General features: G+C 47.3%; 21 protein-coding genes. 11 read left to right on the forward strand and 10 right to left on the reverse strand.

What is annotated here, in order from left to right; all coding sequences use genetic code 11:
• Positions 1 to 73: 73 nt before the first annotated feature.
• The 6 genes from M2134_RS01045 to M2134_RS01070 all read right to left on the reverse strand — a co-directional run bounded on the left by M2134_RS01045 (position 74) and on the right by M2134_RS01070 (position 7,085).
• Entirely contained in the window at positions 74 to 808 is a 735-nt protein-coding gene (locus tag M2134_RS01045) for a hypothetical protein (protein ID WP_280749544.1), read from the reverse strand.
• Positions 805 to 2,064 carry a site-specific integrase gene (locus M2134_RS01050; RefSeq protein WP_280749545.1) on the reverse strand — a complete coding sequence of 420 codons (1,260 nt, stop codon included), beginning with the start codon at positions 2,062 to 2,064 and terminating at the stop codon, positions 805 to 807. The genes M2134_RS01045 and M2134_RS01050 overlap by 4 nt, the downstream gene beginning before the upstream one ends.
• Entirely contained in the window at positions 2,061 to 2,630 is a 570-nt protein-coding gene (locus tag M2134_RS01055) for a helix-turn-helix domain-containing protein (RefSeq protein WP_280749546.1), read from the reverse strand. The genes M2134_RS01050 and M2134_RS01055 overlap by 4 nt, the downstream gene beginning before the upstream one ends.
• A gap of 231 nt (positions 2,631 to 2,861) precedes the next feature.
• Positions 2,862 to 4,781 carry a molecular chaperone DnaK gene (dnaK, locus tag M2134_RS01060; protein ID WP_280749547.1) on the reverse strand — a complete coding sequence of 640 codons (1,920 nt, stop codon included), beginning with the start codon at positions 4,779 to 4,781 and terminating at the stop codon, positions 2,862 to 2,864.
• Positions 4,782 to 4,998: 217 nt separating this feature from the next.
• On the reverse strand, positions 4,999 to 6,573 hold the full coding sequence (locus M2134_RS01065) for an Rne/Rng family ribonuclease (protein ID WP_280749548.1): 1,575 nt from the start codon (positions 6,571 to 6,573) through the stop codon (positions 4,999 to 5,001).
• 233 nt (positions 6,574 to 6,806) lie between these two features.
• Entirely contained in the window at positions 6,807 to 7,085 is a 279-nt protein-coding gene (locus M2134_RS01070; protein ID WP_280749549.1) for an HU family DNA-binding protein, read from the reverse strand.
• A gap of 186 nt (positions 7,086 to 7,271) precedes the next feature.
• Between M2134_RS01070 and mutY the strand changes: the two genes are divergently transcribed.
• From mutY to gldN, 6 genes are all read left to right on the forward strand, one after another.
• On the forward strand, positions 7,272 to 8,342 hold the full coding sequence (mutY, locus tag M2134_RS01075; protein ID WP_280749727.1) for an A/G-specific adenine glycosylase: 1,071 nt from the start codon (positions 7,272 to 7,274) through the stop codon (positions 8,340 to 8,342).
• Between the two features lie 800 nt (positions 8,343 to 9,142).
• A complete protein-coding gene (locus tag M2134_RS01080; protein ID WP_280749550.1) occupies positions 9,143 to 10,090 on the forward strand; it encodes a type IX secretion system membrane protein PorP/SprF in 948 nt (315 codons plus the stop codon).
• 3 nt (positions 10,091 to 10,093) lie between these two features.
• Positions 10,094 to 11,524: an SUMF1/EgtB/PvdO family nonheme iron enzyme gene (locus M2134_RS01085; protein WP_280749551.1), complete on the forward strand. Its 1,431-nt coding sequence runs from the start codon at positions 10,094 to 10,096 to the stop codon at positions 11,522 to 11,524.
• Between the two features lie 29 nt (positions 11,525 to 11,553).
• Positions 11,554 to 12,627 carry a gliding motility protein GldL gene (gldL, locus tag M2134_RS01090; RefSeq protein ID WP_280749552.1) on the forward strand — a complete coding sequence of 358 codons (1,074 nt, stop codon included), beginning with the start codon at positions 11,554 to 11,556 and terminating at the stop codon, positions 12,625 to 12,627.
• 5 nt (positions 12,628 to 12,632) lie between these two features.
• The gene (gldM, locus tag M2134_RS01095) at positions 12,633 to 14,198 is read left to right on the forward strand and encodes a gliding motility protein GldM (RefSeq protein ID WP_280749553.1); all 1,566 of its coding nucleotides are present in this window, start codon (positions 12,633 to 12,635) and stop codon (positions 14,196 to 14,198) included.
• Positions 14,199 to 14,212: 14 nt separating this feature from the next.
• The gene (gldN, locus tag M2134_RS01100; protein ID WP_280749554.1) at positions 14,213 to 15,268 is read left to right on the forward strand and encodes a gliding motility protein GldN; all 1,056 of its coding nucleotides are present in this window, start codon (positions 14,213 to 14,215) and stop codon (positions 15,266 to 15,268) included.
• A 73-nt stretch (positions 15,269 to 15,341) separates the two neighbouring features.
• Here gldN and M2134_RS01105 read toward each other — a convergent pair whose 3' ends face one another.
• The 3 genes from M2134_RS01105 to trpS all read right to left on the reverse strand — a co-directional run bounded on the left by M2134_RS01105 (position 15,342) and on the right by trpS (position 17,068).
• Positions 15,342 to 15,530, reverse strand: a complete 189-nt coding sequence (locus tag M2134_RS01105; RefSeq protein WP_280749555.1) for a hypothetical protein — start codon at positions 15,528 to 15,530, stop codon at positions 15,342 to 15,344.
• 49 nt (positions 15,531 to 15,579) lie between these two features.
• Complete coding sequence (locus M2134_RS01110; protein ID WP_280749556.1) at positions 15,580 to 15,945, reverse strand: helix-turn-helix domain-containing protein; 366 nt, start codon at positions 15,943 to 15,945, stop codon at positions 15,580 to 15,582.
• A gap of 136 nt (positions 15,946 to 16,081) precedes the next feature.
• Positions 16,082 to 17,068, reverse strand: coding sequence for a tryptophan--tRNA ligase (gene trpS, locus M2134_RS01115; RefSeq protein ID WP_280749557.1), 987 nt, complete (start codon positions 17,066 to 17,068; stop codon positions 16,082 to 16,084).
• 97 nt (positions 17,069 to 17,165) lie between these two features.
• Between trpS and M2134_RS01120 the strand changes: the two genes are divergently transcribed.
• From M2134_RS01120 to M2134_RS01140, 5 genes are all read left to right on the forward strand, one after another.
• Positions 17,166 to 17,729, forward strand: a complete 564-nt coding sequence (locus M2134_RS01120; protein ID WP_280749558.1) for an RNA polymerase sigma-70 factor — start codon at positions 17,166 to 17,168, stop codon at positions 17,727 to 17,729.
• 942 nt (positions 17,730 to 18,671) lie between these two features.
• Positions 18,672 to 19,670, forward strand: a complete 999-nt coding sequence (locus tag M2134_RS01125; RefSeq protein ID WP_280749559.1) for a FecR domain-containing protein — start codon at positions 18,672 to 18,674, stop codon at positions 19,668 to 19,670.
• 210 nt (positions 19,671 to 19,880) lie between these two features.
• Positions 19,881 to 23,186 carry a TonB-dependent receptor gene (locus tag M2134_RS01130; protein WP_280749560.1) on the forward strand — a complete coding sequence of 1,102 codons (3,306 nt, stop codon included), beginning with the start codon at positions 19,881 to 19,883 and terminating at the stop codon, positions 23,184 to 23,186.
• A gap of 12 nt (positions 23,187 to 23,198) precedes the next feature.
• The gene (locus tag M2134_RS01135; protein WP_280749561.1) at positions 23,199 to 24,932 is read left to right on the forward strand and encodes a RagB/SusD family nutrient uptake outer membrane protein; all 1,734 of its coding nucleotides are present in this window, start codon (positions 23,199 to 23,201) and stop codon (positions 24,930 to 24,932) included.
• A gap of 192 nt (positions 24,933 to 25,124) precedes the next feature.
• Entirely contained in the window at positions 25,125 to 26,492 is a 1,368-nt protein-coding gene (locus M2134_RS01140) for a glycoside hydrolase family 27 protein (RefSeq protein ID WP_280749562.1), read from the forward strand.
• A 9-nt stretch (positions 26,493 to 26,501) separates the two neighbouring features.
• Here M2134_RS01140 and M2134_RS01145 read toward each other — a convergent pair whose 3' ends face one another.
• Positions 26,502 to 26,975 (reverse strand): YkgJ family cysteine cluster protein, encoded by a 474-nt coding sequence (locus M2134_RS01145; protein ID WP_280749563.1) that lies wholly within the window; start codon positions 26,973 to 26,975, stop codon positions 26,502 to 26,504.
• Positions 26,976 to 26,978 lie beyond the last annotated feature (3 nt).

Below are 26,978 nucleotides of genomic sequence, written 5' to 3' on the forward strand. Positions count from 1 at the left end.
ACTCACTTCACAAAGATAGAGATTAAACTGAGAGTGTATCGATATCAATCTCTAATATATGGTTTTCAAACCACTAAAGTTTCTCCTCTATCTTAATCACCCCTTTCAACTCATCATCCTTCAAATGTCGTTTGATGCTTACTACTTCTACTCCCTTGAAAACATCAGGAAAAACGTTTTTTAGGAAGTTAGCAATATCCATCTGATTTCTTGGCTTGAAGTAGTTCCAGATATTCCACCCGAAATGACGGAGGTCGATGGCTGTCAGTTCTTTGACTATAACCGGCTTCAACTCTTTCTCTTCTAATTTGTCCATGTATGCACGGATATTCCGGCAAAGAATATCAAGATCATCATCTGAGAGATAAAGGGCAAACGATTTCCGAGTATAGTCCAGAGCAATATTCAGCATTTCTTCCTGTTCTTTGGCTATGTTTTTCTGCTGTTCATTCCGAATATCGTCTAAAGACACATTCGATTCCGGTATATCAATTTCAAATTTCTTTTCTTCTATCTGTGGTTCAGCAACAATCTGAGGAATTTGTCTTTGCTCAATCTTCTTGCGGAAATAAGGAATCTTAGCTAATCCGTTCCCGATCCACGGCAACATTATATTTTGAAGTGCCACATGGATACTTAAATATACTACCGCCTGAATAGCTAATATCACAATAAAGACGATGAAAGCTGTAAAACTATCAAAGCCAACCGAAACAGTAAACATGCGTGCTAATGCTGCAATCGCCAAAGCAACGCAAGCCACGATCGCATATAATATAATGTACTGCAAAAGACTGTTTTGTTTCATTCTTCTGTGTTATTAAGAGTGTTCAACTGAATCGCTTGTGCCGCTTTGCTTTTCTTCTTGTCCACAACTTTTGCGTAAATCTGTGTGGTTTTTACGTTGGTGTGTCCGAGCATCTTACTAACAGTGTAAATATCTGTACCACTGGATAATTGAAGAGTTGCGTATGTGTGCCTAAAGCAATGAAATGTAATCCGCTTCGTGATTCCGGCGGCTTCTATCCAACGTTTCAAGGGTTTAGAAACCCATGCAGGATCGGGTAAATTTTCGAAAACAAGTTGCTCCGGCTCACGAGGTTCGCCACACAAATCAAGTGCCTGTTGCGAAATAGGCATATATTCCACACCTTTTGTTTTCTGTTGTGTGAAATGCAATTGTGCTTGGTCGCCATTCATGCTGATTTCTTTCCATCGTAATTTCTGAATATCACAATGTCGTAATCCGGTAAGAGCAGAAAACAATGCAGCGCGTTTGAGAACATCACGTTCACATGGTGCGCCTGCAAGAATGTTAAGCTCTTCAACGGTCAAGTATTCACGTCTTGACTCTTGTTCCGGTATGCCTTTGATTTTTGCAGATAAATCAGTTGTCAGGTATCCATCTATGAAAGCTTGCTTTAATGCCGCCTTGAAAATGGAAAAGTATGTTACTGCGGTATTGCGAGAAATAGTTCCGCTTTTATTCCCTCCGCAGGGAGCAGACAACAGATATAACTTAAAATCTTCGGCAAAGCGATTGTCGATTTTGGCAAAAGGCAATGTGTCTCCAGCGAAAAGCTTTATTAATTCGTAGGTTCGTTTCCAGTTTACACGGATAGAGTCCGAACTTTGTGCATGGCGTTTCTTGGCGGTAGCATTAAAATACTCTACGAAATTCTGCTGCGCACGCTCTTTTTGTTCAACTTGTGCACTTTCTGTATCACTATATAGATCAGCATTATCATATTCTCGTTGCCGAAGCTTACGGATTCCATCTGCATACAGCATCGTTTCTTGGTCTTTCTCACTTCGGCAAACGATTATTCCATTATCATCACGTTTGGGCTTGTAGGTTTTTGTTCCATCTGCATCGGTGCGGGCAGTACGTTTTTTATCCCACTCTACAGTAGTAATGCAGCGATTCAAGTATTCTCGAACACGCTGTGGGGTTTGCTTGCCGGGAGCATAAACCGGATAGCTTTCAATATAAACATACCACTCTTTACGGTCTTCCGCCTTACGAAGCCGAACAGTTACTTTTGTATTGGAGAGTTGTTTCATTTGCCTGCGAATATTTTATCGATTAGTTCTTTTGGGGCATATACATATTTTCCAACTTGACGTTTGGGAATACTGTTTCGGCGAATGATTTTATCAACGGAAGAAAGAGAAGCACCATACTTTTCTGATATTTCATTGATAGTATAACATTCATCAATCTCGTAGTGCAGTTTCATAGGCTTTTCTTTTGGCTCTTCTGGTATCTCAACCGCAGTAAACATTTCTTCGAGGTGCTTCCTGCTTACCCTTGTCAGTCGTTTTCCAAAATTAACCGCCGGAACTTTCCCCGATTTAATAAGGCGGCGAATAGTATCTTTAGATATCCCAAACAGAATTGTTGCTTCTGTGATTGAGATATAAGGACGAGTTTGCATTTCCGCAATCCTGCTAGCTGATTCTTCTAAGAGTTTCTGCTTCTGCTCAGCTTCCTTAGCTTTCCGCTTCTTCTCTTTGCCAGACTTGTTTGCACAGGTAGAACCACAGAAACGAGTGACCACTGTTTTTGCCTCAAAGGGCTTTCCACATTGTTCACAGATCTTCGGTATTTTCAGTTGACTAAATCCCATATATTTTGCATCATCCGTTACATTATCGCCGATTAAGGTATAATAAGACCTAATAAGCATGAATAAGGCGCACATTGTCGCCAATTAGCGCGCGGAACAATTATGGTACAAATGTATGATAAAAAACTATCAAAACCAATAGCTATCTACAAATATATAAAAACAAAAATCCCCGTAAACTATTCGTTTACAGGGATTTTCTATTGTTTATTGATTATTTCTAATCGCCTTTTACTTCACTTCTTCGAAGTCCACATCGGTCACTTCGCCGTCGGAGTTGCCGGGGTTGTTGCCGGGTTGTTGCTGACCACTGAAGTCGGCTCCAGGACCGGGTTGGCCGCCGGGTTGTTGGCCGGCGTTGTACATTTCCTGGCTGGCGGCTTGGAATATGGTGTTCAGTTCGGCCATGGCGGCGTCGATGGCATCGATGTCCTGGGCTTTGTGAGCATCCTTCAGCTTGGCAAGGGCGGCTTCGATCTGGCCTTTCTTGTCGGCTGGCAATTTGTCGCCCAGTTCGCTCAGTTGCTTTTCCGTCTGGAAGATGGTGCTGTCTGCCTGGTTGATCTTATCGATGCGCTCTTTTTCTTTCTTATCCGCTTCGGCATTGGCGGCGGCTTCATCCTTCATGCGTTTTACTTCATCATCACTCAAACCGCTGGAGGCCTCGATACGTATGTTTTGTACCTTTCCGGTTCCTTTGTCCTTGGCCGATACATTCAAGATACCGTTCGCGTCGATATCGAAGGTCACTTCAATCTGAGGAACGCCTCGCTGAGCTGCTGGAATACCATCTAAGTGGAAACGGCCCAATGATTTGTTATCGCGTGCCAACGAGCGTTCGCCTTGCAGGATATGGATCTCTACCGATGGCTGGTTATCGGCCGCTGTCGTAAATGTTTCCGATTTCTTTGTCGGGATCGTCGTGTTGGCATCGATCAACTTGGTCATCACACCACCCATGGTTTCAATACCTAACGAAAGCGGAGTCACGTCGAGCAACAACACATCTTTCACTTCACCGGTCAACACACCACCCTGGATAGCCGCTCCAACAGCTACCACTTCGTCCGGGTTCACTCCCTTTGACGGAGCCTTACCGAAGAACTTCTCAACAATCTCCTGGATAGCCGGGATACGGGTTGATCCACCTACCAGAATCACTTCATCGATATCCGAAGTACTCAGGTTAGCATCTTTCAGCGACTGACGACAAGGCTCGATACAAGCCTGGATCAACGAGTCTGCCAATTGTTCGAATTTAGCACGCGTCAAGGCCTTCACCAAGTGCTTTGGAATACCATCTACCGGCATAATATACGGCAAGTTGATCTCCGTGCTGGTCGAGCTCGACAATTCGATCTTAGCCTTTTCGGCTGCCTCTTTCAGACGTTGCAGAGCCATCGGGTCCTTACGCAAGTCCGGTCCCTCTTCGCGCTGGAACTCTTCTGCCAACCAGTCGATAATTACGTGGTCGAAGTCGTCACCACCCAGGTGCGTGTCACCATTGGTCGATTTTACTTCAAACACACCGTCACCCAACTCAAGGATAGAGATATCGAACGTACCACCACCTAAGTCGAACACGGCGATCTTCATATCTTTGTTTGTCTTGTCCAAACCATAAGCCAGAGAGGCAGCCGTCGGTTCGTTCACGATACGGCGAACGGTCAGACCGGCAATTTCACCTGCCTCTTTCGTAGCCTGACGTTGTGCGTCGCTAAAATAGGCCGGTACGGTAATCACCGCTTCTGTCACCTCTTGTCCCAGATAGTCTTCTGCCGTTTTCTTCATTTTCTGAAGTGTCATGGCAGAGATTTCCTGCGGGGTATACAAACGACCGTCGATATCCACGCGCGGTGTATTGTTATCACCCTTCACCACTTTATAAGGCACGCGATTGATTTCTTTTGATACCTGATCATAGGTTTCCCCCATGAAACGTTTGATAGAGAATATTGTTTTCTCCGGATTGGTGATCGCCTGACGTTTTGCCGGGTCGCCCACCTTTCTTTCTCCTCCTTCCACAAAGGCCACAATAGAAGGAGTCGTACGCTTTCCTTCACTGTTTGAGATCACAACCGGTTCGTTACCCTCCAATACGGCAACACAAGAGTTGGTTGTTCCTAAGTCAATTCCAATAATTTTTCCCATTTTCTTATTCTTTATTTTATTTGTTAATATCTTTTCTATTCTCTTGCCCGCTCTTTTTCTCGAGCGAGCTCACTAAGTATTTAACAAATGCCGTGCCAAACTTGTTTACACGAGATCTTACCGGATGACAAACCGCCATCCTGTCATATCGGCAGCTATTTTAGTCACCTTATAAAAAAGAAAACCCGGTACGCTTTTTTCCGTACCGGGCTCTCCCCTATTTTATCTCCTTCTCTTCTTTCATGTCAAGTTCATTCTTGTCGGTATCATAGAAATGATATTCGAGGAATGCCAGACTCTGATCAGGGATCACTTTCATTCCAAGGGAATACTTGAATTTCCACTTCAGACTAAGCGGAACGATTCCTTTGTTCACAAATGCTGCCACATAGGGATGCAGATGCAGGGTAAATTTCTTCACATGATGCTTATTCACTAAGCAATCGATTTTTCCTTCCAGACTATCGGTAAATAAAATAGATGGTTTTGATTTTCCGGTACCGAAACAACTCGGACACGACTCATTCGTATCGAGCTCCATCTCGGGACGGACACGTTGGCGTGTGATTTGCATCAAACCGAATTTGCTGATGGGCAAAATATTATGCTTCGCCCGATCGCCTGCCATGGCCTTCGACATGTATTCAAACAATTTCTGCCGGTTGGCAGGTTCTACCATATCGATATAGTCGATTACGATAATCCCTCCCAAATCACGCAGGCGCATCTGACGCGCGATTTCCGTGGCGGCTGCCATATTCACGTCAATAGCTGTCGTTTCCTGGGCATCACTGCCACGCGAACGGTTGCCACTATTAACATCGATCACATGCATGGCCTCTGTATGCTCGATAATCAGGTAAGCTCCACTCTTGTAAGTAACAGTACGCCCAAAAAGCGATTTGATCTGCTTGGTGATGGCAAAGTTATCGAAAATGGGCAGTTCCCCCCGATACTGTTGCACGATCTCCTCCCGTCCGGGAGCGATCAAACTTACGTAGTCGCGTACATCCCGGTAAATATCGGGATCGTTCACATGAATGTGCTGGAAAGAGGGATTGAAAATATCACGCAACAAAGCCACCGTACGTCCTGTTTCTTCGTAAATAACAGACGGCACTTTGGCTTTGGCTACTTTCGGAATGTTCTCTTCCCAACGCTTCACCAATGTCTTTAGCTCATGATCGAGTTCGGCTACGCGTTTGCCTTCCGAAGAGGTGCGAACAATCACACTGAAGTTCTTCGGTTTGATGCTTTGAATCAACTGGCGTAACCGGGCTCTCTCTTCACTCGATTTGATTTTGGTGGAGACAGATACCTTATCAGCAAAAGGTATGAGCACGATGTATCTTCCGGCAAAGGAAAGCTCGGAAGTCAGTCTGGGTCCTTTGGTGGATATAGGTTCCTTGGCAATCTGCACCAGCACTTCCTGCCCGGCTTTAAGCACTTCACTGATGCTGCCGTTTTTTTCGATCTCCGGCAGGAACTGTGTTTTAGCAATCGAAGGAAACTTCTTCGGATCGCTGTTTAAAGCCTGTTTGAGGAATTTCTGTTGAGATGTGAAATGGGGACCTAAATCCTGGTAGTGAAGAAATGCATCCTTTTTATAACCTACATCGACAAAAGCAGCGTTTAACCCGGGCATAAGTTTCTTAACCTTGCCAATAAAAATATCGCCTACTGCAAACGACACATTGCGTGCTTCTTTCTGAAGCTCCACCAGGTTTTTGTCTTCCAGTACAGCAATCGATACCTCTTTGGGTCTTACATCTACTACTAATTCACTTGTCACTTATAAATTGGATTATATCACATTTCTGATCTTACTAAATACGCAAAGAACAAACTTAGAAGATTGCTTGTAAGTTTGTTCTTTAAGAGTTTGCCAGAAAAATAGACAGCTTATTTTTTCTTATGTCTATTCTTTTTCAGTCTCTTTTTGCGCTTGTGCGTAGACATCTTATGTCTTTTTCTTTTTTTTCCGCTTGGCATCGTTTTATTGATTTATATAATTAAACTAAATTCTTATTTTTCTTTCACTTGCTTCAAGAAGGTCTTCGCCGGCTTGAAAGATGGGATGTTATGTTCCGGAATGATGATCGTCGTGTTCTTAGAGATGTTACGAGCTGTTTTCTGTGCTCTTTTCTTCACCACGAAGCTACCAAAACCTCTCAAGTATACGTTATCACCCTCCGATAAAGAATCCTTTACAATCTCCATAAAAGATTCTACACTGGCCAGTACCGTTGACTTGTCAATACCAGTGCTCTTCGAAATTTCACTAACAATGTCTGCTTTAGTCATGTCTTTTGATATTATATTGAATTATGTCTTTAATTTTTTGGACTGCAAATATATAGCTTTTATTTGGAGTTGGGAAAAATTTGTTTGCCATTTTTTATTAAAAAGATTCTTTCCCTTCTCAGATTATCTGCGTATGTTTGCATCGATCAAAGAGTTATGGTGCCAAATTCACAAAAAAAGAATCCCATTTTGCCCCAAAAGAAAGAGCTGACGTTCAGTAATCTGTTCATCAACTGGTATTTTAAACACAAAAGAGAGCTGCCGTGGAGAGAGACCCGAGATCCCTACACCATTTGGATATCGGAAATTATCCTGCAACAGACACGCGTAGCCCAGGGCATAGACTATTTCCGGCGCTTTATGGAACGCTTCCCTGACGTCGCGTCGCTGGCCGCCGCCGAGGAGGACGAGGTATTGAAATACTGGCAGGGACTGGGCTATTACAGCCGGGCGCGCAACCTGCACGCGGCCGCCCGGGAGATTATGTCTCGCCACCAGGGTCGTTTCCCCTCCACACATAAAGAGGTATTGGCACTCAAAGGCATTGGCGACTATACGGCAGCTGCTATCCTCTCTTTTGCTTGGAACCAGCCCTATCCGGTGGTCGACGGTAATGTGTACCGCGTATTATCCCGCCTCTTTGGCATCTCCACCCCTATCGACAGCAGTCAGGGCAAGAAAGAATTCACCGCGCTGGCGGCGGAGATTATGCCTTCCGACCAGGCCGGCCTACACAACCAGGCCATTATGGAGTTCGGCGCGTTGCAATGCACACCGCAGCAGCCCGACTGCTCAGCCTGCCCCTTCGCCGGTCGCTGCGTGGCATGGCAAGAGCAAAATCCGCAAGCCTATCCTGTCAAAGCTGGCAAAACCAAGAGTCGCAACCGCTACTTCCATTATTTTCATATCCTTTACCGGGAAACCACCTGGCTGCATCGCCGCGAGGGCAAGGATATATGGAAAGGACTGTATGAATTCCCGCTGATAGAGACCGACATGCCGATGGATTTCGCCGAGCTTCAACAAACCGACGCTTTCCACCACCTCTTTGCCGAGGCCGGACAGCTCTCGATCGCCATCGACCGCCCCGTAGAGAAGCACATCCTCTCCCACCAGGTCATCTACGCCACCTTCTACCGGATTGAGATCGAGCAACCCGCTCCGGCCTTCGAGGCCTTCACGGAGATATCCATCCATGATATAGAGCGCTTCGCCATTCCACGCCTTATCCATATTTATCTGGAGAAGAATTTATAAACAGGCAATCAAATTTTGGAAAATTTGAAGGAGAAAGGAGAAAGGGGAAAGGAGTGTCTTCAGATTTGGTAAGATGGGGGAGGTAGTAATATATATTCATGGCTGAAGGCCACAGTGGGCCTGCAAGGGCCGAATCCCAGTGGGACGAAGACTTAGCCCACGGGTAAGCAGGCTGAAGGTCTGCGCAACCCTGGGATTCCATAGATATATAAAATTGAGTTCTGTAAGAACGAAAGAAGAATCCAATATTTACAGGCGCTATCACCATATATCCTATCATACTATCTATCGTTCCTTCAGAACTCTATTTCTTGTATTACCATGACACCCAGGGTGGCGCAGGCCTTCAGCCTGCTTACCCGTGGGCTAAGTCTTCGTCCCGCTGGGACTCAGCCCTTCGGGCTTGTGACCTTCAGTCTTATAAATAAAGCCAAACATAGTGTTACCTTTGCCAACATCTCCTATACCCTTTCTCCTTTCTCCTTCCCATCTTCTCTTTCCTGAAGATCCACATCCATCAGAATAATCATATTAAATCCAGCCAATCACATCCGAGGAATCCCAAAATCAGCGTAATCCCGGTTCAGACGAATTTATCATTTTGTCAAAAACGCCCGAGAATTTTTCCGAAAACGTAGGGGTATTTTAAATTACCCGCAGGAGTAACACTTTTTAACGTATCATATTGTAAAGCAAAACGGGGTTTTTGTTTACATTTTGTCAAAATCATTTTTTAAAATTTCCGGTCTATACAATTTCTACAGTGATAGGCCGTTTTTATAATTGGATTAATGAAACGCATGAGAAAATCTCTGTTAGGCATCCTGTTTGTCTTGTTATGCTGCGCCGGTGTGGTGCGGGCACAATACGACGCGCAGTTTAGTCAGTACTTCATGGCCACCGGTTATTATAACCCGGGCTATGCCGGACAATCGGAAAACCTGAACGTTTTCGGTATCCACCGTCAGCAATGGGTGGGTTTCGAGGGGGCGCCCAAGTCTTCCTTTGTGATGGCCGATATGCCGATCCGTTTTGCCGAGCGAACGCATGGCATTGGGGTGGTGATGTTTTCGGAGAAAATAGGTCTTTCGAATATCACCCAGGCAGGCGGGCAATACGCCTATAAGAAGAATCTCTGGGGCGGCACCCTGAGCGTCGGCTTGCAACTGGGCATCTTCAATATGTCGTTTCAGGGCGATAGCGTGCGACTGCCCGACAACGACGTGGGCGCGGAAGCCGACGAGGCGATCCCCATCACCCAGGCAGAAGGCATGACCTTCGATATGAATGCCGGGATCTATTATTCGCATCCGAAGTTCTACGCCGGTTTTGGCGTTTCCCATCTGATGGAACCCGAAATAGGGCTGGACGAAACAGCTAAAACATACGCGGCGAGGATGTATAATTTTATGGCCGGATACAATATTAAGACCTCAAACCCGTTGATTGAGTTACAACCGTCGGTTTTTCTGAAAACGGAAATGATCAATTTTCAGGCGGACATAACAGCTCGTCTGATCTATAATAAGATGTTCAACGGCGGTCTTTCGTGGCGTGTAAACGAATCGGTTATTCTCTTTTTAGGGGCTTCGATCGGGCCTTTCCAAGTGGGATACGCGTATGACTACTCCTATTCCGCTATCCGAAAGGCGACCCACGGCAGCCATGAAATAATGGCAAAGTTCAGCCTGAAGCTGAAACAGACAAAAACAGGAAAAAACAGACACAAGAGTGTTCGTATATTATAACATATGAAGAAAATATTGTTTGTACTGATAACAATGGCCATCCTGACCACCTCCTGCGGCCGCTCGATGCGGAATGCCGGTGGGGAGGTGACGGGAGTTCGTACGGTAGCAGTCAATGAGCCTGCTCCTTATGGTATGGTTTTGGTTAAAAGAGGTGCTTTCGAGATGGGACCCGCCGATAGTGATGAGCTGTGGGGTATAACGCCCGACACGAAAGGGGTCTCCTTCGATGCGTTCTGGATGGACCAGACAGAGGTCACCAATGCCAAGTACCGTCAGTTTCTATATTATGTGCGCGATTCGATCATCCGTACGCGCCTGGCTGATCCTCAATATGGCGGGAACGATCTGTTTATGATTACCGAAGACCGTTATGGCGATCCGGTAGAGCCTTACCTGGATTGGAGCCGTCCGATACCCTGGCGTCGTGCCAGCGAAGAGGAGCAGATGGCCATCGAAAGTGTGTATTATACCCATCCGGTGACGGGCGAGAAGAAACTCGATCCGGCACAGATGAACTACAAATATGAATGGTATGACTATACGGCAGCCTCGTTGCGCAAAAACCGTCTGAACCCATACGACCGGGTGCGCAATACCGACATCGTGGTCGATCCGAACGAGGTGGTGATGATCTCGAAAGATACTGCTTATATCGACGACGAAGGACGCGTGATCAACGAAACGATTACCCGCCCGCTTTCGAGCGAATGGGATTTCCTGCACACGCGCATTGTCAATATCTATCCGGACGAGACGGCTTGGGTAAACGACTTCAACAACGCCTATAACGAGCCTTATGTGCGGATGTATTTCTCGCATCCGGGCTACGACGACTACCCCGTAGTCGGCGTCTCCTGGGAACAGGCAACAGCCTATTGCGTATACCGCACCAATCTATTCAAAGAATCGTTGAATCTGCCTGCCGGGCAAATGGTTGAGCCGTTCCGCCTGCCGACAGAAGGCGAATGGGAATACGCGGCACGCGCCGGTAAGAGCGAAAACAAATATCCCTGGTCGAACGATGAGTTGCAATCGGAAAAAGGTTGTTTCTTAGGCAACTTCAAACCGGGTGATGGCGATTATACGGCTGACGGCCATTTGATCACCTCCCGTGTAGCCTCCTATGCGCCGAATGAATTCGGTCTCTATGACATGGCAGGTAATGTGTCGGAATGGACATCGACCAGTTATGCGGAAGCAGGACCGGCTATGATGAGCGATATGAATCCGGAATTGCATTACGACGCGGCAAAAGAAGACCCGTACGCGATGAAGAAAAAGGTAGTACGCGGTGGCTCCTGGAAAGATGTGGCCCAGTTTATCCGTTCGGATATGCGTACGTTTGAATATCAAAACGAGACACGCTCGTATATTGGCTTCCGTTGCGCCCGTACGCAGGTTGGCTTCTCGAAAGGAAAAAAAGGTAAATAAGAAATTAAGATTAAGTATAAAGATAGAACATGGGAAAATATAGAAGATATAAGAATCGGGTAGAGATGTTTCTTTCCAGCGAACGCGGAAAGCGACTCCTGAATTTTGTCTACAGCTGGGGAGCCTCTATTGTGATTATCGGTACGATGTTTAAATTGCTCCATCTTCCGTATGCAAACTGGATCATTGGTATCTCTTTGTCGGTAGAGGCGTTGGTATTCTTCATCTTTGGTTTTGAAAAGCCGAACGACGACTACCATTGGGAAGATGTGTTCCCGGTATTGAAATCGAAAAACCCGATGGACCGCCCGGATTTCGTAGGAAAAGGTGGTGCCTTGGTAGGCGCGGAAGCGAATGGAAATGGTGATAATGGCGTGATCCGCATGACAGGTGGCATGCCCCACGGAGGTGGCGGTGGCAGCCTGAATATCGAAGGTAACCTGAATATCTCGGAAGCGGATACCAAGAATCTCGCCAGCAGCATCAATAAGCTAAGCGAAGCCGCCGAGCAGATTTCCAAAATGGCGGAACTGACCGAAGCTACCCAGAAGTATCTGGAACAGCTGTCGGGTGTTTCCGAAAATATGGAGCGCTTCAGCCAGGTAACCAACTCACTGACCGATGTGTCGGATACCCTGTTGAATTCCTACAAACATATTACCGACAATTCGGACGGAATCAATCAGAACTCACGCGGCTATGTGCAGCAGATGGAAATGCTTAACCGCAATATTTCCGGCTTGAATACCATTTACGAAATCCAGTTGAAGAGCATCAGCTCGCAGATCGAATCGATCGAACATATCAATGGCGGCTTGAACCGCATACGTGAAATGTACGATGGCTCGGTAGTGGATAGCTCGGTGTTCCGCACGGAAACGGAAAAGATGACACGTCAGTTGACCGACCTCAACCAGGTATATACCCGCTTGCTTCAGGCTATGACAGTCAATATGCCGGGAGCTGCTCCTGCGAATCCTTATCAGCAACAGGTGCCCCCGCAGCAGGCGTATCAACAACCGCAACAATATCCGCAGCAGGGTTACCCCGGGCAACCCCAACAGGGACAAAACTATCAACAACCCTATAACCCGAATAAATAAGCGCTATGGCAATAGGAAATAATCCGAATTCCCCTCGTCAGAAGATGATCAACCTGATGTATCTGGTGTTCATCGCTATGATGGCGCTTAATGTCTCCTCGGAGGTATTGAACGGATTCGAATTGGTGGAGGATAGTCTTCGGACGACCATCAACAACGCGTCGAACCGTAACGTGATGGTATCGCAGGAAATGGATACCTATTACAATATCAATCCGGAGAAAGCAGGCGACTCATACGCCAAGAAGAATCAGGTAAAGCAGGCAGCCGACTCGCTGTTTAATTATATCCAAGACTTGAAAGAGGCGATTGTCAAGACAGCCGATGGGAAGAATGGGGATGTAACGAATATAGACAAGAAGGACGATCTGGAAGCCGCGTCGCGTGTGATGCTGGCTCCGGTAGTTGGCGAAGGGAAAAGACTACGGGAATCGATCGATGCCTACCGGGCATTATTGACCAGCCTGGTGGATGATCCCGCGAAAACGGAACTGATCGAATCGACATTAAACACCAATCCTCCTCAAAAGGCAGGATTGAATATCCGCACCTGGGAAGAAGCCATGTTTGAAAGTATGCCGACCGCAGCTGCGATCACCATCCTGACCAAACTGCAGAGCGATGTGCTTTACGCGGAAGGCGAGATGTTGAGCTACCTGTTGAGCAGCGTAGACGTGGGCGACTACCGCGTGAACCATATCACCGCCCAGGTGATTCCGGAAAGCCAGATCGTGATGCGGGGAAATAATTACCGGGCAAACATTGTGTTGTCGGCAGTCGATACGACAAAGCGGCCGACAGTCTTTGTAAACGGAGCGGAACTACCTGTCGAAAACAAAGGCTTGTTTACCATGAATACCTCAGCTACGGGAACCTTCCCGGTGAAAGGATATATCGAAATGCCTAATAGCGACGGAAGCATCTTGCGCCGGGAATTCGAAAGTGAATACTACGTGACCGAGCCGAACGCTACAGTGGCTCCGACCATGATGAACGTGATGTATGCCGGCATTGAGAACCCGGTGCGCATTGCTGTTCCCGGGGTACCTTCAGGCAATGTATCGGCAACGATGACCAACGGACGTCTGACCGGTTCGGGCAACAACTGGGTGGCTACCCCAAGTACGGTAGGTACGGAAGCCGTTATTACCGTGAATGCTCGTATGGCCGATGGTCGATTGGCGGAAATGGCTAAGACCACTTTCCGCGTGCGTGCCTTGCCCGACCCGATGCCTTATATTGAATATAAAGATGCCAATGGGGCACCACGTAAGTTCCGCGGTGGGCGTATTGCCAAACGCGACCTATTACAGGCGGGAGGCATTATGGCGGCTATCGACGATGATATCATCAATCAGCCATTTACGGTGTTACGATTTACGGTAACTTATCCGGATTCCTTCGGGAATATGGTCCGTTCAGCAACGGAAGGATCTACCTTCTCGGCAGATCAGCGATCTAAAATCTCTGAGTTCGCCCGTGGAAAGAGTTTCTTTATCACCGGCGTAGTAGCCAAAGGTCCTGACGGTATCGAACGACCGATATCTCCGTTAGAAATAATTGTCAATTAAGAAAAAACAGATATATGAAACGTTTGTATTATATATTGGCTTTAGGAGCACTGATCTCGTCGCAGACGATGGATGCGCAGGAACAGCCCGAACGCCGTACCCCTCAGGCAACCCGTGGCTCACGGGCGCAGACAGAGCAACAATCGGGCCTGCCCGACCTGACCGTTCGCGCGCAGGATCTGAACGAACGCAACACCCAGGAGATTGGCAATGCCCGTTGGATGCGTGTGTTGTATCGCGAAATCGACCTGACCAAAGACGAGAATGCTCCGCTTTACTATCCGGTGCGTCCGTTGAATGGACAGATGAACCTCTTCTCTATGATCTTTCAACTCTTGAGCGAAGGCAAGATCAAGGTGTACGAATACCACGACGGGTATGAATCGTTTGCCGAGGAGGATGTGATCCCCTTTAAGACTGTATTGGATAATGCCTACATTTATTACGAAGAGGTGCCCGGACGTACCGGAGGACAACCCTCCTATGTGGTCAACGAAAGCGATGTGCCTTCGGCCGAAGTGAAACGCTATTATGTGAAAGAGGCCTGGTATTTTGATCAGAACAACTCGCTCTTCGACGTAAAGACACTGGCTCTTTGCCCGATTATGACCATTTATGGTGATTTTGGTGAAGAGACGACGCCCCTGTTCTGGCTGCCATACGAAGATATCCGCCCTTATATCAATACGGCTTATATCATGACTTCCAACCTGAACAACGCGAAGACCTTCACGATGGACGATTATTTCCGCCGCCGTATGTTCAAAGGGGATATCATTAAAACGGAAAACCTGATGAACCGCACGTTGGCACAGATATATCCCGAACCCGACTCCATGGCGTTGGCACAGGATACGATCGAGAAACAACTGGCACAGTTCAACAAGCAACTCTGGTTCCAGCCCGACACGACGACCCAGGCAACGAATACAAAAGCAACCAAAAGCTCCTCACGCGGACGGGTAGCAACCACCAAAGCCCCGAAAGAGCCCAAGGAAAAAGCCGCCAAAGCTCCCAAAGCCGAAAAGGCATCCACAGGCGCCGTACGGAGTGTGCGCAGAAGAAGGTGATAACAAAAGATATAAAGACAGCGCCCTGTTTTGAGAAAATCAAAACAGGGCGCTGCCGGTTAGTTTGTCAATATTAATGAACTTTAATACGTCCCTTTAATTCGTCAACAAACTCATCTACAGATATCGCGTTACACTCCACAGCAGCCTCTTCAAAGCTTTTCTCCTTTTCTTCGATAACAGTTGCAAATGGTAACGTTTTGATGTATTCAAGAAGTTGCTTTGCCTGAAGACTATTGTCTTCTATGATAATTGTAGTCATAATACCTGTGTAATGATTATGTATTTACAAATATACAAAAAAAACTTCCTCAAACCCCCAATACAATATCCGCATCAATATGGAGCGTCTTGCTGATAGTACGTGCCATCTGAAAAGTCGGCTCACTTTTGCCGGAGAGGATCTCGCTAATGCGTGATGGGCTTACGCCAATAAGCTCAGAGAGGCCTTTTTGAGTCAGGTTCATCTCGTACATGCGAAGTTTGAGGATTTCTATTAAAGTAGGTTTTGTTACAGGGAAATGCTTCTCCTCGTAGTCTGCGACTAAATTAGATATTAAATCCAACTCAATGAAATTTCTATCGCTGATAGGTGTTTCATTGCTTACAAGTGGCAGCAGCTCTTCGATTCTTTCGCATGCTGCTTGATATTGTTTTTCTGTTATAATTTTTGTCATAGTAATTCTATTTATTACACGTTTTGGCACATTCAAATATAGTACTTTTTGGGCGAATCTCCAATATATTTATACACAAAAACCGACCCCTTTTGGGACCGGTTTTAGTTTATATTATTTGGTTTATGTCTTTTCTTTATGGCCTAAACCCGATGATCTCCCGTACTTCGCGGAGGGTTTTGGCGGCACTTTCGGAGGCTTTCTCGGCTCCTTGGCGGGCTACTTTTTCGAGGTAGGCTTCGTTAGCCAGGATGTCGAGGATGCGTTCGCGGATCGGGGCGCAGAAGTTGTTGATGTCTTCCGCCAGTTGTTTCTTCAGATCGCCGTAACGGATGGCGCAATTGTTGTATAAATCATTGAAATGATCGTAAGTAGATTGATCGGACACAATCTCCATCATCGTGAAGAGGTTAGCAATGGCCTCCGGTTTTTCGCTGTTAGGCTCGGTAGGTCCCGAGTCGGTCACGGCTTTCATCACCTTTTTCTTGATGGCTTTTTCATCGTCAATCAGATAGATCGCGTTGCCTTCACTCTTACCCATCTTACCCGACCCGTCGAGTCCCGGTATCTTCACCGCCTTCTCGCTCATATGGAAAGAGGCCGGTTCCGGGAAATACTCCACGCCATAGATCTGATTGAAGCGACGGGCAAACTTACGCGCCATCTCCATGTTCTGCTCCTGGTCTTTCCCTACGGGCACCTTCACAGCACGGTGGATGATGATATCCGCCGCCATCAGTGTCGGGTAGGTCAGCAATCCGGCATTCACATTGTCGGGTTGCGAGCGCACCTTGTCTTTGAAGGAGGTCACGCGTTCCAATTCGCCCAGGTAGGCATTCATATTGAGGTAAAGATATAACTCCGGTATCTCGCGCACATCACTTTGCACATACAACGTCGCCTTTTCCGGATCGATGCCGCAGGCAAGATACTCCGCCAAAATGGTTTTCACACTGTTGCGGATGTTACCCGGAGTAGGATGCGTGGTCAGCGAATGCCAGTCGGCAATAAAGAAAAAACAATTGTATTCGTTCTGCATCTGCAGAAAACTCTTTACCGCACCGAAATAATTCCCTAAGTGCAGATTGCCTGTGGGGCGAATGCCGCTTGCTACCGTTTCCATTTCTCTGTTTTTATTTTTCTAAATTGGGGACAAAGATAAGCACAAATAGGGTTTTAACAATAACATTCTTTATATTTGCCCTAACACAGGTATTTCAATGACTACAAAGGAGACAGACACGACGATACTTTTAGAAAGAATAGCGGCAGGCGATCATGATTCTTTTCGGCTTTTTTACGATCGTTATTACCTGCAGGTGTATCGTTTTGCCTCCTATTTAGTCGACTCCCCTTTATTGATCGAAGAGATCGTGTCGGATGTCTTCTGTATCATCTGGGAGAATCGAAAGAAACTGGCTACCATCGACCATTTTGAAGCCTACCTCTACACCATCACCAAAAACAAAGCGCTTTATTACCTCCGCATGGAAAACAAGGTGTTTCTGACGGAACTCGAATCGGTCTACGAGCAACTCTCCCACGAAGAGACGCCGGAGCAACTGGCTGTCGATGAGGAATTATCGCTCTCCCTGAAGGAGGCGATCGATGAGTTGCCGGAACGATGCCGCCTCATCTTCCTCATGGCGCGCGAAGAGGGCCTAAAATACCGCGAAATAGCCACGATCCTTTCCATCTCCGAAAAAACCGTCAACGCCCAGATGGTATTAGCCATCAAAAAACTCACCAAGCGCTTAGGGAATATTGTGTTGTTTATCTTTTGATGCAGGGTAAGGTTCCTCCGGTGGAGGACTGTTGACGGGCGATCTTCAAATCGGAGAAAATTGGTTTTCATATAAATCCCGCAGGGATTTCCTATTCGTAACCGCGGGTGTAGCGAAGCAAACCCGTGGTAGGCAGATAGGCAAGATCTACTCTCCGAGCAACCCCGAAGCGGGTTGAACCCATTCCGGGTTCGTTAGTTATTATTAGCGGAATACCCCCGGTCGTTCGCTTCGCTCTCTAACAGAGGGTTACGAATAGGAAATCCCTGCGGGATTTAAATTATTTCAGTGCACCTCGCCCACCTTCAAATATTCCAAAATTTGATTCAGGAAAGGAGAAAGGAGAAAGGTTGCAGGGATGCACGCCGCAGGCGTGAGATAATGCATAACCGTATGCAAGCGCAGCGCAGCTTACGGTAGTGAATCATCTATATAAAAAGCCCCGCATGGGGCGGGATTATGGCGGATCTCGCACCTGCGGCGCTTGATTGACAGGAAGTCGCTATACCGTAAGCTGCGCTACGCTTGCATACGGTTATGCATAATCTCGCGCCTGCGGCGCGATCCCCACCTTCAATTCTTCCAAAATCTGAAGATACAACATTAAGCCTCCCCTTGGGGGAGGTTGGAGGGGCTGACCTTCCAATTTTCCAAAATTTGAAGATTGACATTTTGTCAAAAACGCCTGAGTATTTTTCCAAAAACGTAGGGGTATTTAAAATTAGTCAGGCGGGTAACACTTTTTAACGTATCATATTGTAAAGCGAAATCCACTTTTTGCTTACACTTTGTATTTTGATCTTTTTACTATCCAACACCTCCCTGAAAAATATTTCAAAAAAAACGGCTATTGACTTAGATGTCTTTTTTGTTTTTATGCTCTTTATATATGTAAGAGATGATAAACCCACAGTGAAACAAGGTTTACCGAAAAAAAACAACATGAAGAACAACAAAACAGATATATGGGTGGCGATTTCCTCTTTTCTGAACGACAGTGCAACGGAGGAAGAGAAGAGAATCGTTGATGCCTGGCTCGAGGAGAGCGAGAAAAACAAACGCTTTCTGGCCAAGCTAAAAGAGCGTCTCGCGCATGAAATGGCCGCCACGCAAGCCATCGAGGCAAAGGAGAAGATGTTCTACCAGACACAAATGAAAATCCAACGATTATTATTGAAAAAGCGACTCCGCCTATGGCAGTCGGTAGCTGCCGCTTCAGTTGCTCTTCTGTTGGTATTCAGTGGGCTCCGATTTATGGAGCAGCGAACTGAGAACGCGCTTCCGATCTACGTAGAATCGAAGAGTCCGGCCGGCAGTGTGACGCAACTGACCCTGAGCGACGGAACGATCGTAGAACTAAACGCCTGCTCTTCCATTAGTTACCCCTTGCAATTCACCGGCAACAACCGCACAGTAAAACTAAATGGCGAAGCCTATTTCGAGGTGGCCGAGAACAAGAAAAAGCCCTTTATCGTGGAGACAAACGATGTAAAGGTGCGCGTCCTGGGTACCCATTTCAACGTGAAATCCTACAATGAGGATGCCAAGATCATCACCACTCTGATGGAGGGCTCTGTGCGCGTAGGCTTCAACCATCCGGACTTTATGGGGAAATCAGTGGTGTTGTTCCCCGATCAGCAGATCATTTTGGATAAAAATACGCATGAAACCAACATATTGAAAGTAGACTCCGAATTGTATGCTTCCTGGAAAGACGGGCAGTGCTTCTTTGAAAACGAGAAGCTGGCGGATATTGCCAAGATCCTCGAGCGGCAGTTCGGCGTAATGATCACCGTTACATCGACCAACATAGAGAAACAACTCTATTCAGGCTTCTTTAGTAAACGGGAAGGCTTATTGCAGATCCTCAATTCCTTCAAAAAGTATCGAAACTTCGACTACAAACAAACGGATGACGGCATTGAGATCTTTGAGAAGTAAATAGTATATGTTAAACCTTTAAATCGAATCAAACATGAACAACACCTCATAGAGAAAAAAGAATCGGAAAATGCGGGAACATTTGCCGATTCTACATACAGTCTATCAAATTCACCGATTTGCAAACTATAATATTACAAATGTATGAAAAAATCTTTTATCAGAAGGTTTTACGGCGATTATTATGCCTTAAAAAAAGTACTGAGAACCATGAAACTATCCACTTTTTTAATCATCGTATCCACCTTTTCTTTACTCGCTTCCAATTCGTTCTCACAAGAGATGAAGGTGAACTTAAACGTTCGCAATCAATCAGTCAGAGATGTGTTGCTGGAGATAAGAAAACAAACGGATGTCTCTTTTTTGTATAACAATGAAGAGTTGAACGACAACAGGCGCGTAAGCCTGCATATCAATGACAATAGCATTGAAGAGGTACTCGATATACTCCTGAAGAACCAGGGCTTGGCCTATTCTATTGAGAACAATGTTATATTAATCTACAAAAAAGCTGCCTTACCCAGCAATCAGCAGGTAGGCAAAAGCATTTCCGGAACAGTAACCGACGACCTCGGCGAGCCGATCATTGGTGCCAATATCATGGAAAAAGGAACCACCAACGGCGTGGTAACCGACTACAACGGGGAGTTTACCCTGTCGGTATCCGAAAACGCGGTATTGATCGTTACCTATGTGGGGTATCTCTCCCAGGAGGTGACTGTCGGCAACCAGCAGACACTGCAGATCGTCCTGAGAGAAGACTCTCGTTCGCTGGAGGAAGTAGTCGTTGTCGGATACGGGGTACAGAAACGTGTATCAGTAACCGGATCATTGGCCGTTACCTCGGGACAGGAGATCGCCAGCGTACCGACCATCTCGGTAGCCAACAGCCTGACCGGGCGTCTGCCGGGGCTTATTGCGACCAACCGCAACGGGGAACCGGGGTATGACGACTCAAACCTGTTGATCCGCGGACGGAGCACCACCGGTGATTCCAGCCCGTTGATCGTTGTCGACGGCGTAGCCGACCGTGCCGGCGGTTTCTCTCGTATCGATGCCAATGATATCGAAAGCGTTACCATCTTGAAAGATGCTTCGGCAGCTATCTATGGTTCACGTGCGGCTAACGGGGTGATCCTTGTGACCACCAAGCGAGGAAAACAGGGACGTACCACGGTGAACTATTCCGGAAATATCGGTTTCAGCCGTCCGACGGTACTGCCCGAGATGAGCGAATCTTGGCAATATGCCGAACTACAGAACGAAATCGAGAATTCTATCTACGGACGTAATGATAAGTACACAGCCGATCAGATCCAGAAATTCAAAGATGGTAGCGACCCGGTTAATTACCCGAACATCAACCTCTTTGATGAGATCCTGCGTACGGCCGCTCCGCAGACCCAACACAACCTATCGGTTTCGGGCGGTAATGACATCGTGAAGTATTTTGTCTCCTTGGGCTACCAGTATCAGGAAAACTACTATAAGAACAGCGCCAGTAACTACGGACAGTACAACCTGAGATCGAACATCGACATTACGCCGCATAAGAATTTCCGCGCGACAGTGAATGTGGCCGCTCGTCAGGAAGACCGTAACTCGCCGCTCTATAGCTCGGAAGATATCTGGCGCTACACCGTGAAGTATGATCCGATGGTGAATGTATACTGGCCGGGCACCAACTATCCGACCACCGCTTCCCAGGACAATTTCAGCCCGGCAACCGCCGTGGATGGATCGATGGGATACCAGGAAAACAAACGCTCTTACTTCAATGCCGACCTGACAGTGCATTACGATATGCCTTTTATCACACCGGGATTGTCGGTTGACGGAGGACTTTATATCGACCGTTCGGATGTTTTCCATAAGAATTTCTCCAAACAGTTCGAACTCTACCAAAAAGTGGGCGATGAGTATGTGACGAAGAAATATGGCCCCTCCAACGCGACACTGAATGAGTATATGAATCAGACACTGGGTATCACCCTGAACGCGCGCCTCAACTACCAGCATACGTTCAATGATGTGCACAACGTAGCGGCTTTTGTGGCCTACGAACAATACACCAGCCGGTATGAATACCTGCAGGGGTATCGTCAGGATTTCATCTCTTCGACGATCGACCAATTGTTTGCCGGAGACAAAACCACCGCGCAGAACGACGGTACCGCCTCTGAGACAGCCCGTATGAACTTCTTCGGACGTGTCGACTATGACTATGCCGGCAAATACCTGGCACAGTTCAACTGGCGCTACGACGGTTCGGAAAACTTCCCGAAGGGCAATCGTTTCGGCTTCTTCCCGGGCGTTTCGTTGGGTTGGAGAATTTCAGAAGAGGGATTCTGGAAAGAGAATGTTTCCTGGATGGACTACCTGAAATTGAGAGCCTCTTTCGGACAGATGGGTAACGACAAGGTATCTTCGTTCCAGTATATGACAACTTATACCTTCCAGAACCCGGCGATCTTAGGCGGCAGCAGCCCCAAACCGCAGACGGGTGTATGGCAAAAGCGGACGGCGAACCCCAATATTACCTGGGAGGTAGCCACCACCTACAACGTGGGATTGGAATCGCGCTTCCTGGAGAACTTCAATTTCGAAGTCGATGTGTTCAAGACCAAACGAGAAAACATCCTGGCCACTCGCAATGCTTCTATTCCTGATTATGCCGGACTCTCTTTGCCGGATGAAAACATCGGGGAATGTTCGAGCTACGGTACGGAACTCTCTTTGGGATACAACAAGCAGTTTGGCGATTTCCGCCTGAATGTGGGAGGTAACTTCACCTATGCGAAGAGCCGTATCGATTTCATCGACGAGGCAGAAGGCGTAGTGGAATGGCAAAAACGTACGGGCAAACCGATCGGTGCCAATTGGGTGATGTATGAAGCCATCGGTATCTTCCGCACACAGAGCGATCTGGATAATTATCCGCACCTGAGCAATGCCAAATTGGGTGACCTGATCTTCAAAAACACAGATGATAACGAGGTGATTGACGCCAATGACAAGGTACGCCTGGAGAAAACGGCTATTCCTGAAATTATCTACGGCTTGAATTTCGACCTGACATGGAAGCAGTGGTCACTTTCCGGACTCTTCCAGGGAGCCGGCCGCGTATGGCAATACACCTTCTTTGAATCGGGAGCGATCGGTAACTTCACGAAAGACTTCTACAACAATCACTGGACGGAAGATAATATCAACGCGAAGTATCCGCGTGTGTACGACCGCGAAGCAACCGTTACCGGACAAAAGAACACCTTCTGGTTGAACGACGCTTCTTACCTGCGTCTGAAAAACATCGAATTGGCCTACAACTTCTCACCCCGGACATTGGAAAAGACCCCATTCAGCAACCTGCGCCTGTATGTAAGCGGTTACAACCTGCTTACTTTCACAAAGATGAAAGATCTTGACCCTGAAACGGCAGAAGGCGGACAAGGATTTGCTGCCTGGAGCACTCCGCAGTCAAAAGTGATCAATTTCGGTGTTAACGTAACTTTCTAAATTAGGACTATCATGAAAAAAATAATCAAATATTCGATTATCTGTTTATCCTCCCTTTTTGTTTTTACCGCTTGCGAGGATTTGTTGGATAAGAAACCATTGACAGAAATATCTGAAGCCGACGTATGGAATGACCCGGCTTTGGTGAAAGCATTTGTGAATTCCCGCTACAATCAGGTGGGAGTTGGTTGGACCGAATCATGGCAAAGCTCTGTGGTCGACGAGACCTACCTGACCTGGTCCAGAGGATGTGAACCAATCACCCAGGGTTATGTGAGTCCGTCGGAACTGGGACGTATGAACGGCGCCTGGTGGGGATGGGACAACCGCTCCTGGAGTACCGTATGGTCGAACATCTCCAATTGTAACCTCTTCTTCGACCGTATCGACGAGGTGCCTTTCAGCGACGAAAACGAAAAGGCGCTATTGATCGGCCAGGTACGCTTTATCCGGGTACTATTGTATCACGACCTGATCTCCAGATGGGGAGGTATGCCTTTGATCACCAAAGCCTTTACCCTCAACGATGTAGACGAGATCATGAATATGCAGCGTTCTTCCTATAAAGATTGTGTCGACTTTATGGTTTCTGAACTCGATAAGGCGGCTACGGAATTGCCGGCAAGCTTCTCCGGATCGGAGAAAGGACGTGCTACCAGCATTGCTGCGTTGGCGTTGAAATCGAGAATCCTTCTGTATGCCGCGAGCGACCTGATGAACATTGGAGTTGAAAGCGAATTGGTTGGTTACACCTCTCCCGATCCCAACAGATGGCAGAAAGCAGCCGACGCAGCTAAAACATGTATCGATCAGGCATTGGCTAACGGTTACGGATTGTATAACAAATACGATGATGTGAAAGAGAACTATACGCAATTGTTCCTCGACGGCGGCAATGTGGAGGTATTGTTCGACAGACAAGGAACCACCAGCGCCGACGGTGAAGCCATCAACACCATCGACCAGACAAACGGACCGAATGGTTACGGACTGTGGGGCGGCAACACGCCTTTGCAGGAATTTGTCGATGCCTTCGAGATGGCGGATGGTTCTGCCTTCGACTGGAACAACCCGGAACATAAGAAAGCACCATTCGAAAACCGCGATGCACGCCTGTATGCCTATGTGCTTTGTGATGGCGATCCCTGGAAAGGAAGAGATGTGGAATGTTATATCGACGCGGATGCGAACGGCAACGAACTGACAAGCGGTGGACGCGACTCCAAATACGGAGGCGACTCTTGGAACACCTCAATCTCAGGCTACAACATGCGTAAGTTTATGGACGAGAGCTATGTGCCCAACTCCTGGAATGTGAAAACACCCAAGAACTGGATCTGGCTGCGCTTAGGCGAACAATACCTGAACCTGGCGGAGGCCTATTATATGGCAGGCGACGAAGCCAACGCGCGCAAAGCGTTGAACACACTGAGAGAACGCGCTCAGATGCCGGATGTAACCGATAGCGGCCAGGCCCTGTTGGATAAGATCCGCAACGAAAGACGGGTGGAGTTGGCTTTCGAAGAACACCGTTATTTCGATGTGCGCCGCTGGAAACTGGGCGAACAATATCTGAACAAGACCGTAACAGGCATCACCGTGTTGAAATTGCCTGACGGAACAAAAACCTATACACCGGGCAAAACGGTGGAAGAGAGACGCTTCTCGAAACAGATGTACTGGCTTCCACTCCCCAAAAGCGAGGTGGATAAGAACCCGAAGATCTTGCAGAACCCGGGGTATTGATGTTGTCGTTTATGGATAAAACAGGAAAGAGGGTGTTTTCCAAGCACCCTCTCTCTTTGAATATGAATACATAAAGAAGTTTTTACTATTTTTACCCTCTCAATGTAACAAGACTATTATTGGCTTTTCAGCAGAAACGGGTAGGGATAAACCTTTTAAAAACAAAAAATTATTAACTCTAAAAGAAAGAATATGAAACATGGTGTATTAGTATTGCTTGGAGCGGCTCTTCTGTTGAGCTCCTGCGGACAGAAGCAGGTAGAGAGAGTGGCTTTCCAGCAAGGGGAGTTTAAGGAATGGGCCGCAACCCCTCCGATGGGTTGGAATAGCTGGGATTGCTATGGGCCGACGGTGATGGAACATGAGGTGAAGGCCAATGCCGACTACATGGCGGAAAACCTAAAGGAATTTGGCTGGGAATATGTGGTGGTGGATATCCGCTGGTTTGTGGAGAACGACAAAGCCGGAGGATACAACCAGACCGACCCTCGTTATGTATTGGATGAATATGGACGTTATCAGCCGGCCACGAACCGCTTCCCCTCTTCCGCCAACGGAAAAGGATTCAAGGAACTGGCCGATTATGTACACAGTAAAGGACTGAAATTCGGTATCCACATCATGCGCGGTATCCCGAAAGAGGCCGTAGAAAAGAAACTCCCGATCTTAGGAGCTGAAGGCGTAACGGCCGATCAGATCTACTCCACGGAACTGCAATGCCGCTGGTTGCGCGACAACTACACAGTTGTAGCCGATCGTCCGGGTGCGCAGGAATATTACAATTCTATCTTCAACCTGTATGCCGACTGGGGTGTTGATTTTGTGAAGATCGACGATATCACCCGTCCGTATCACCAGCCGGAGATCGAACTGGTGCGTAACGCCATCGACCAATGCGGTCGTCCGATCGTATTGAGCCTGTCGCCGGGAAAAACACCGCTTGAGGATGCCGAACATGTGCGCGAACATGCCAATATGTGGCGTATGGTTGACGATGTATGGGACCTTTGGAGAGACATCACCCACCTGTTGGACGTAGCCCAAGGCTGGTATCCTTATATTACACCCGGCACCTGGCCCGATTGCGATATGATTCCGCTGGGAAGAATATCCGTACGTGGCGAGCGAGGCGAAGACCGTATGACCCGCCTGACACCGGACGAGCAATACACCCTGATGACGCTGTTCACCATTTTCCGTTCACCGTTGATGTTTGGTGGCGACCTGCCGAGCAACGACGACTTCACCCTCTCCTTGCTTACCAATAAAGAGGTATTGAAAATGCACCGCGAAAGCACGGATGTGCAGCAGCTTTTCCAGCAAGACAATAAGGTGGCGATTGCCTCTCGCAATCCGAATACGCAGGAAGCCTATTTGGCTATCTTTAATATCGATGACGAAAAGGCACAGGAGATCGCGGTCAACCTGAAAGATCTGGGACTGAATGGCGACTGCAAGGTAACGAATATGTGGACCGGCGAAGAACTGGGTGTCGTATCCAACGACTTCGTACAGACATTGGCTCCGCACGCGTCGGGACTGTATAAATTCGCGAATTAAGGGAGGGGCTTAAAACTCTTTCTTCAATCGTTCTAAGATTTCAAAAACTGCCGGGCAAGTCCCGGCATTTTTTATGGTCAGCGGGTAGATCTGATAGAATTTCTTGCGGTCGGTATGCGGATACTCGCGACAGGCACGCGGACGGTCTTCGTATATGCTGCAATAGTTGTCGGCACAAAGGAACGGGCAGGGCATCTCTTTGAAGACATAATCATTGTCTTCGTCGATGCGCAGGTAGCGGGCAATCACCTCCTGCTGCTTGATCCGCAAGGCAGAGGCCATGCGCTCGATGTCGCGATCAGTCAATCGCGGTCCCAGCGTACGACAACAGTTCGCACACGCCAGGCAATCGATCTCCTCGAATGCCTCCTCGTGAAGCGCATGAACCACGTCATCCAGTTCACGCATCCGGTTCTTTTTTATGTTCTTAAAGAACTGCCGGGTCTCTTTCTCTACCTTTTCGGCTTTATCCTGTAAATCCATGCT

Source organism: Parabacteroides sp. PM6-13 (genome assembly GCF_029892605.1).
Lineage (GTDB): Bacteria > Bacteroidota > Bacteroidia > Bacteroidales > Tannerellaceae > QVMG01.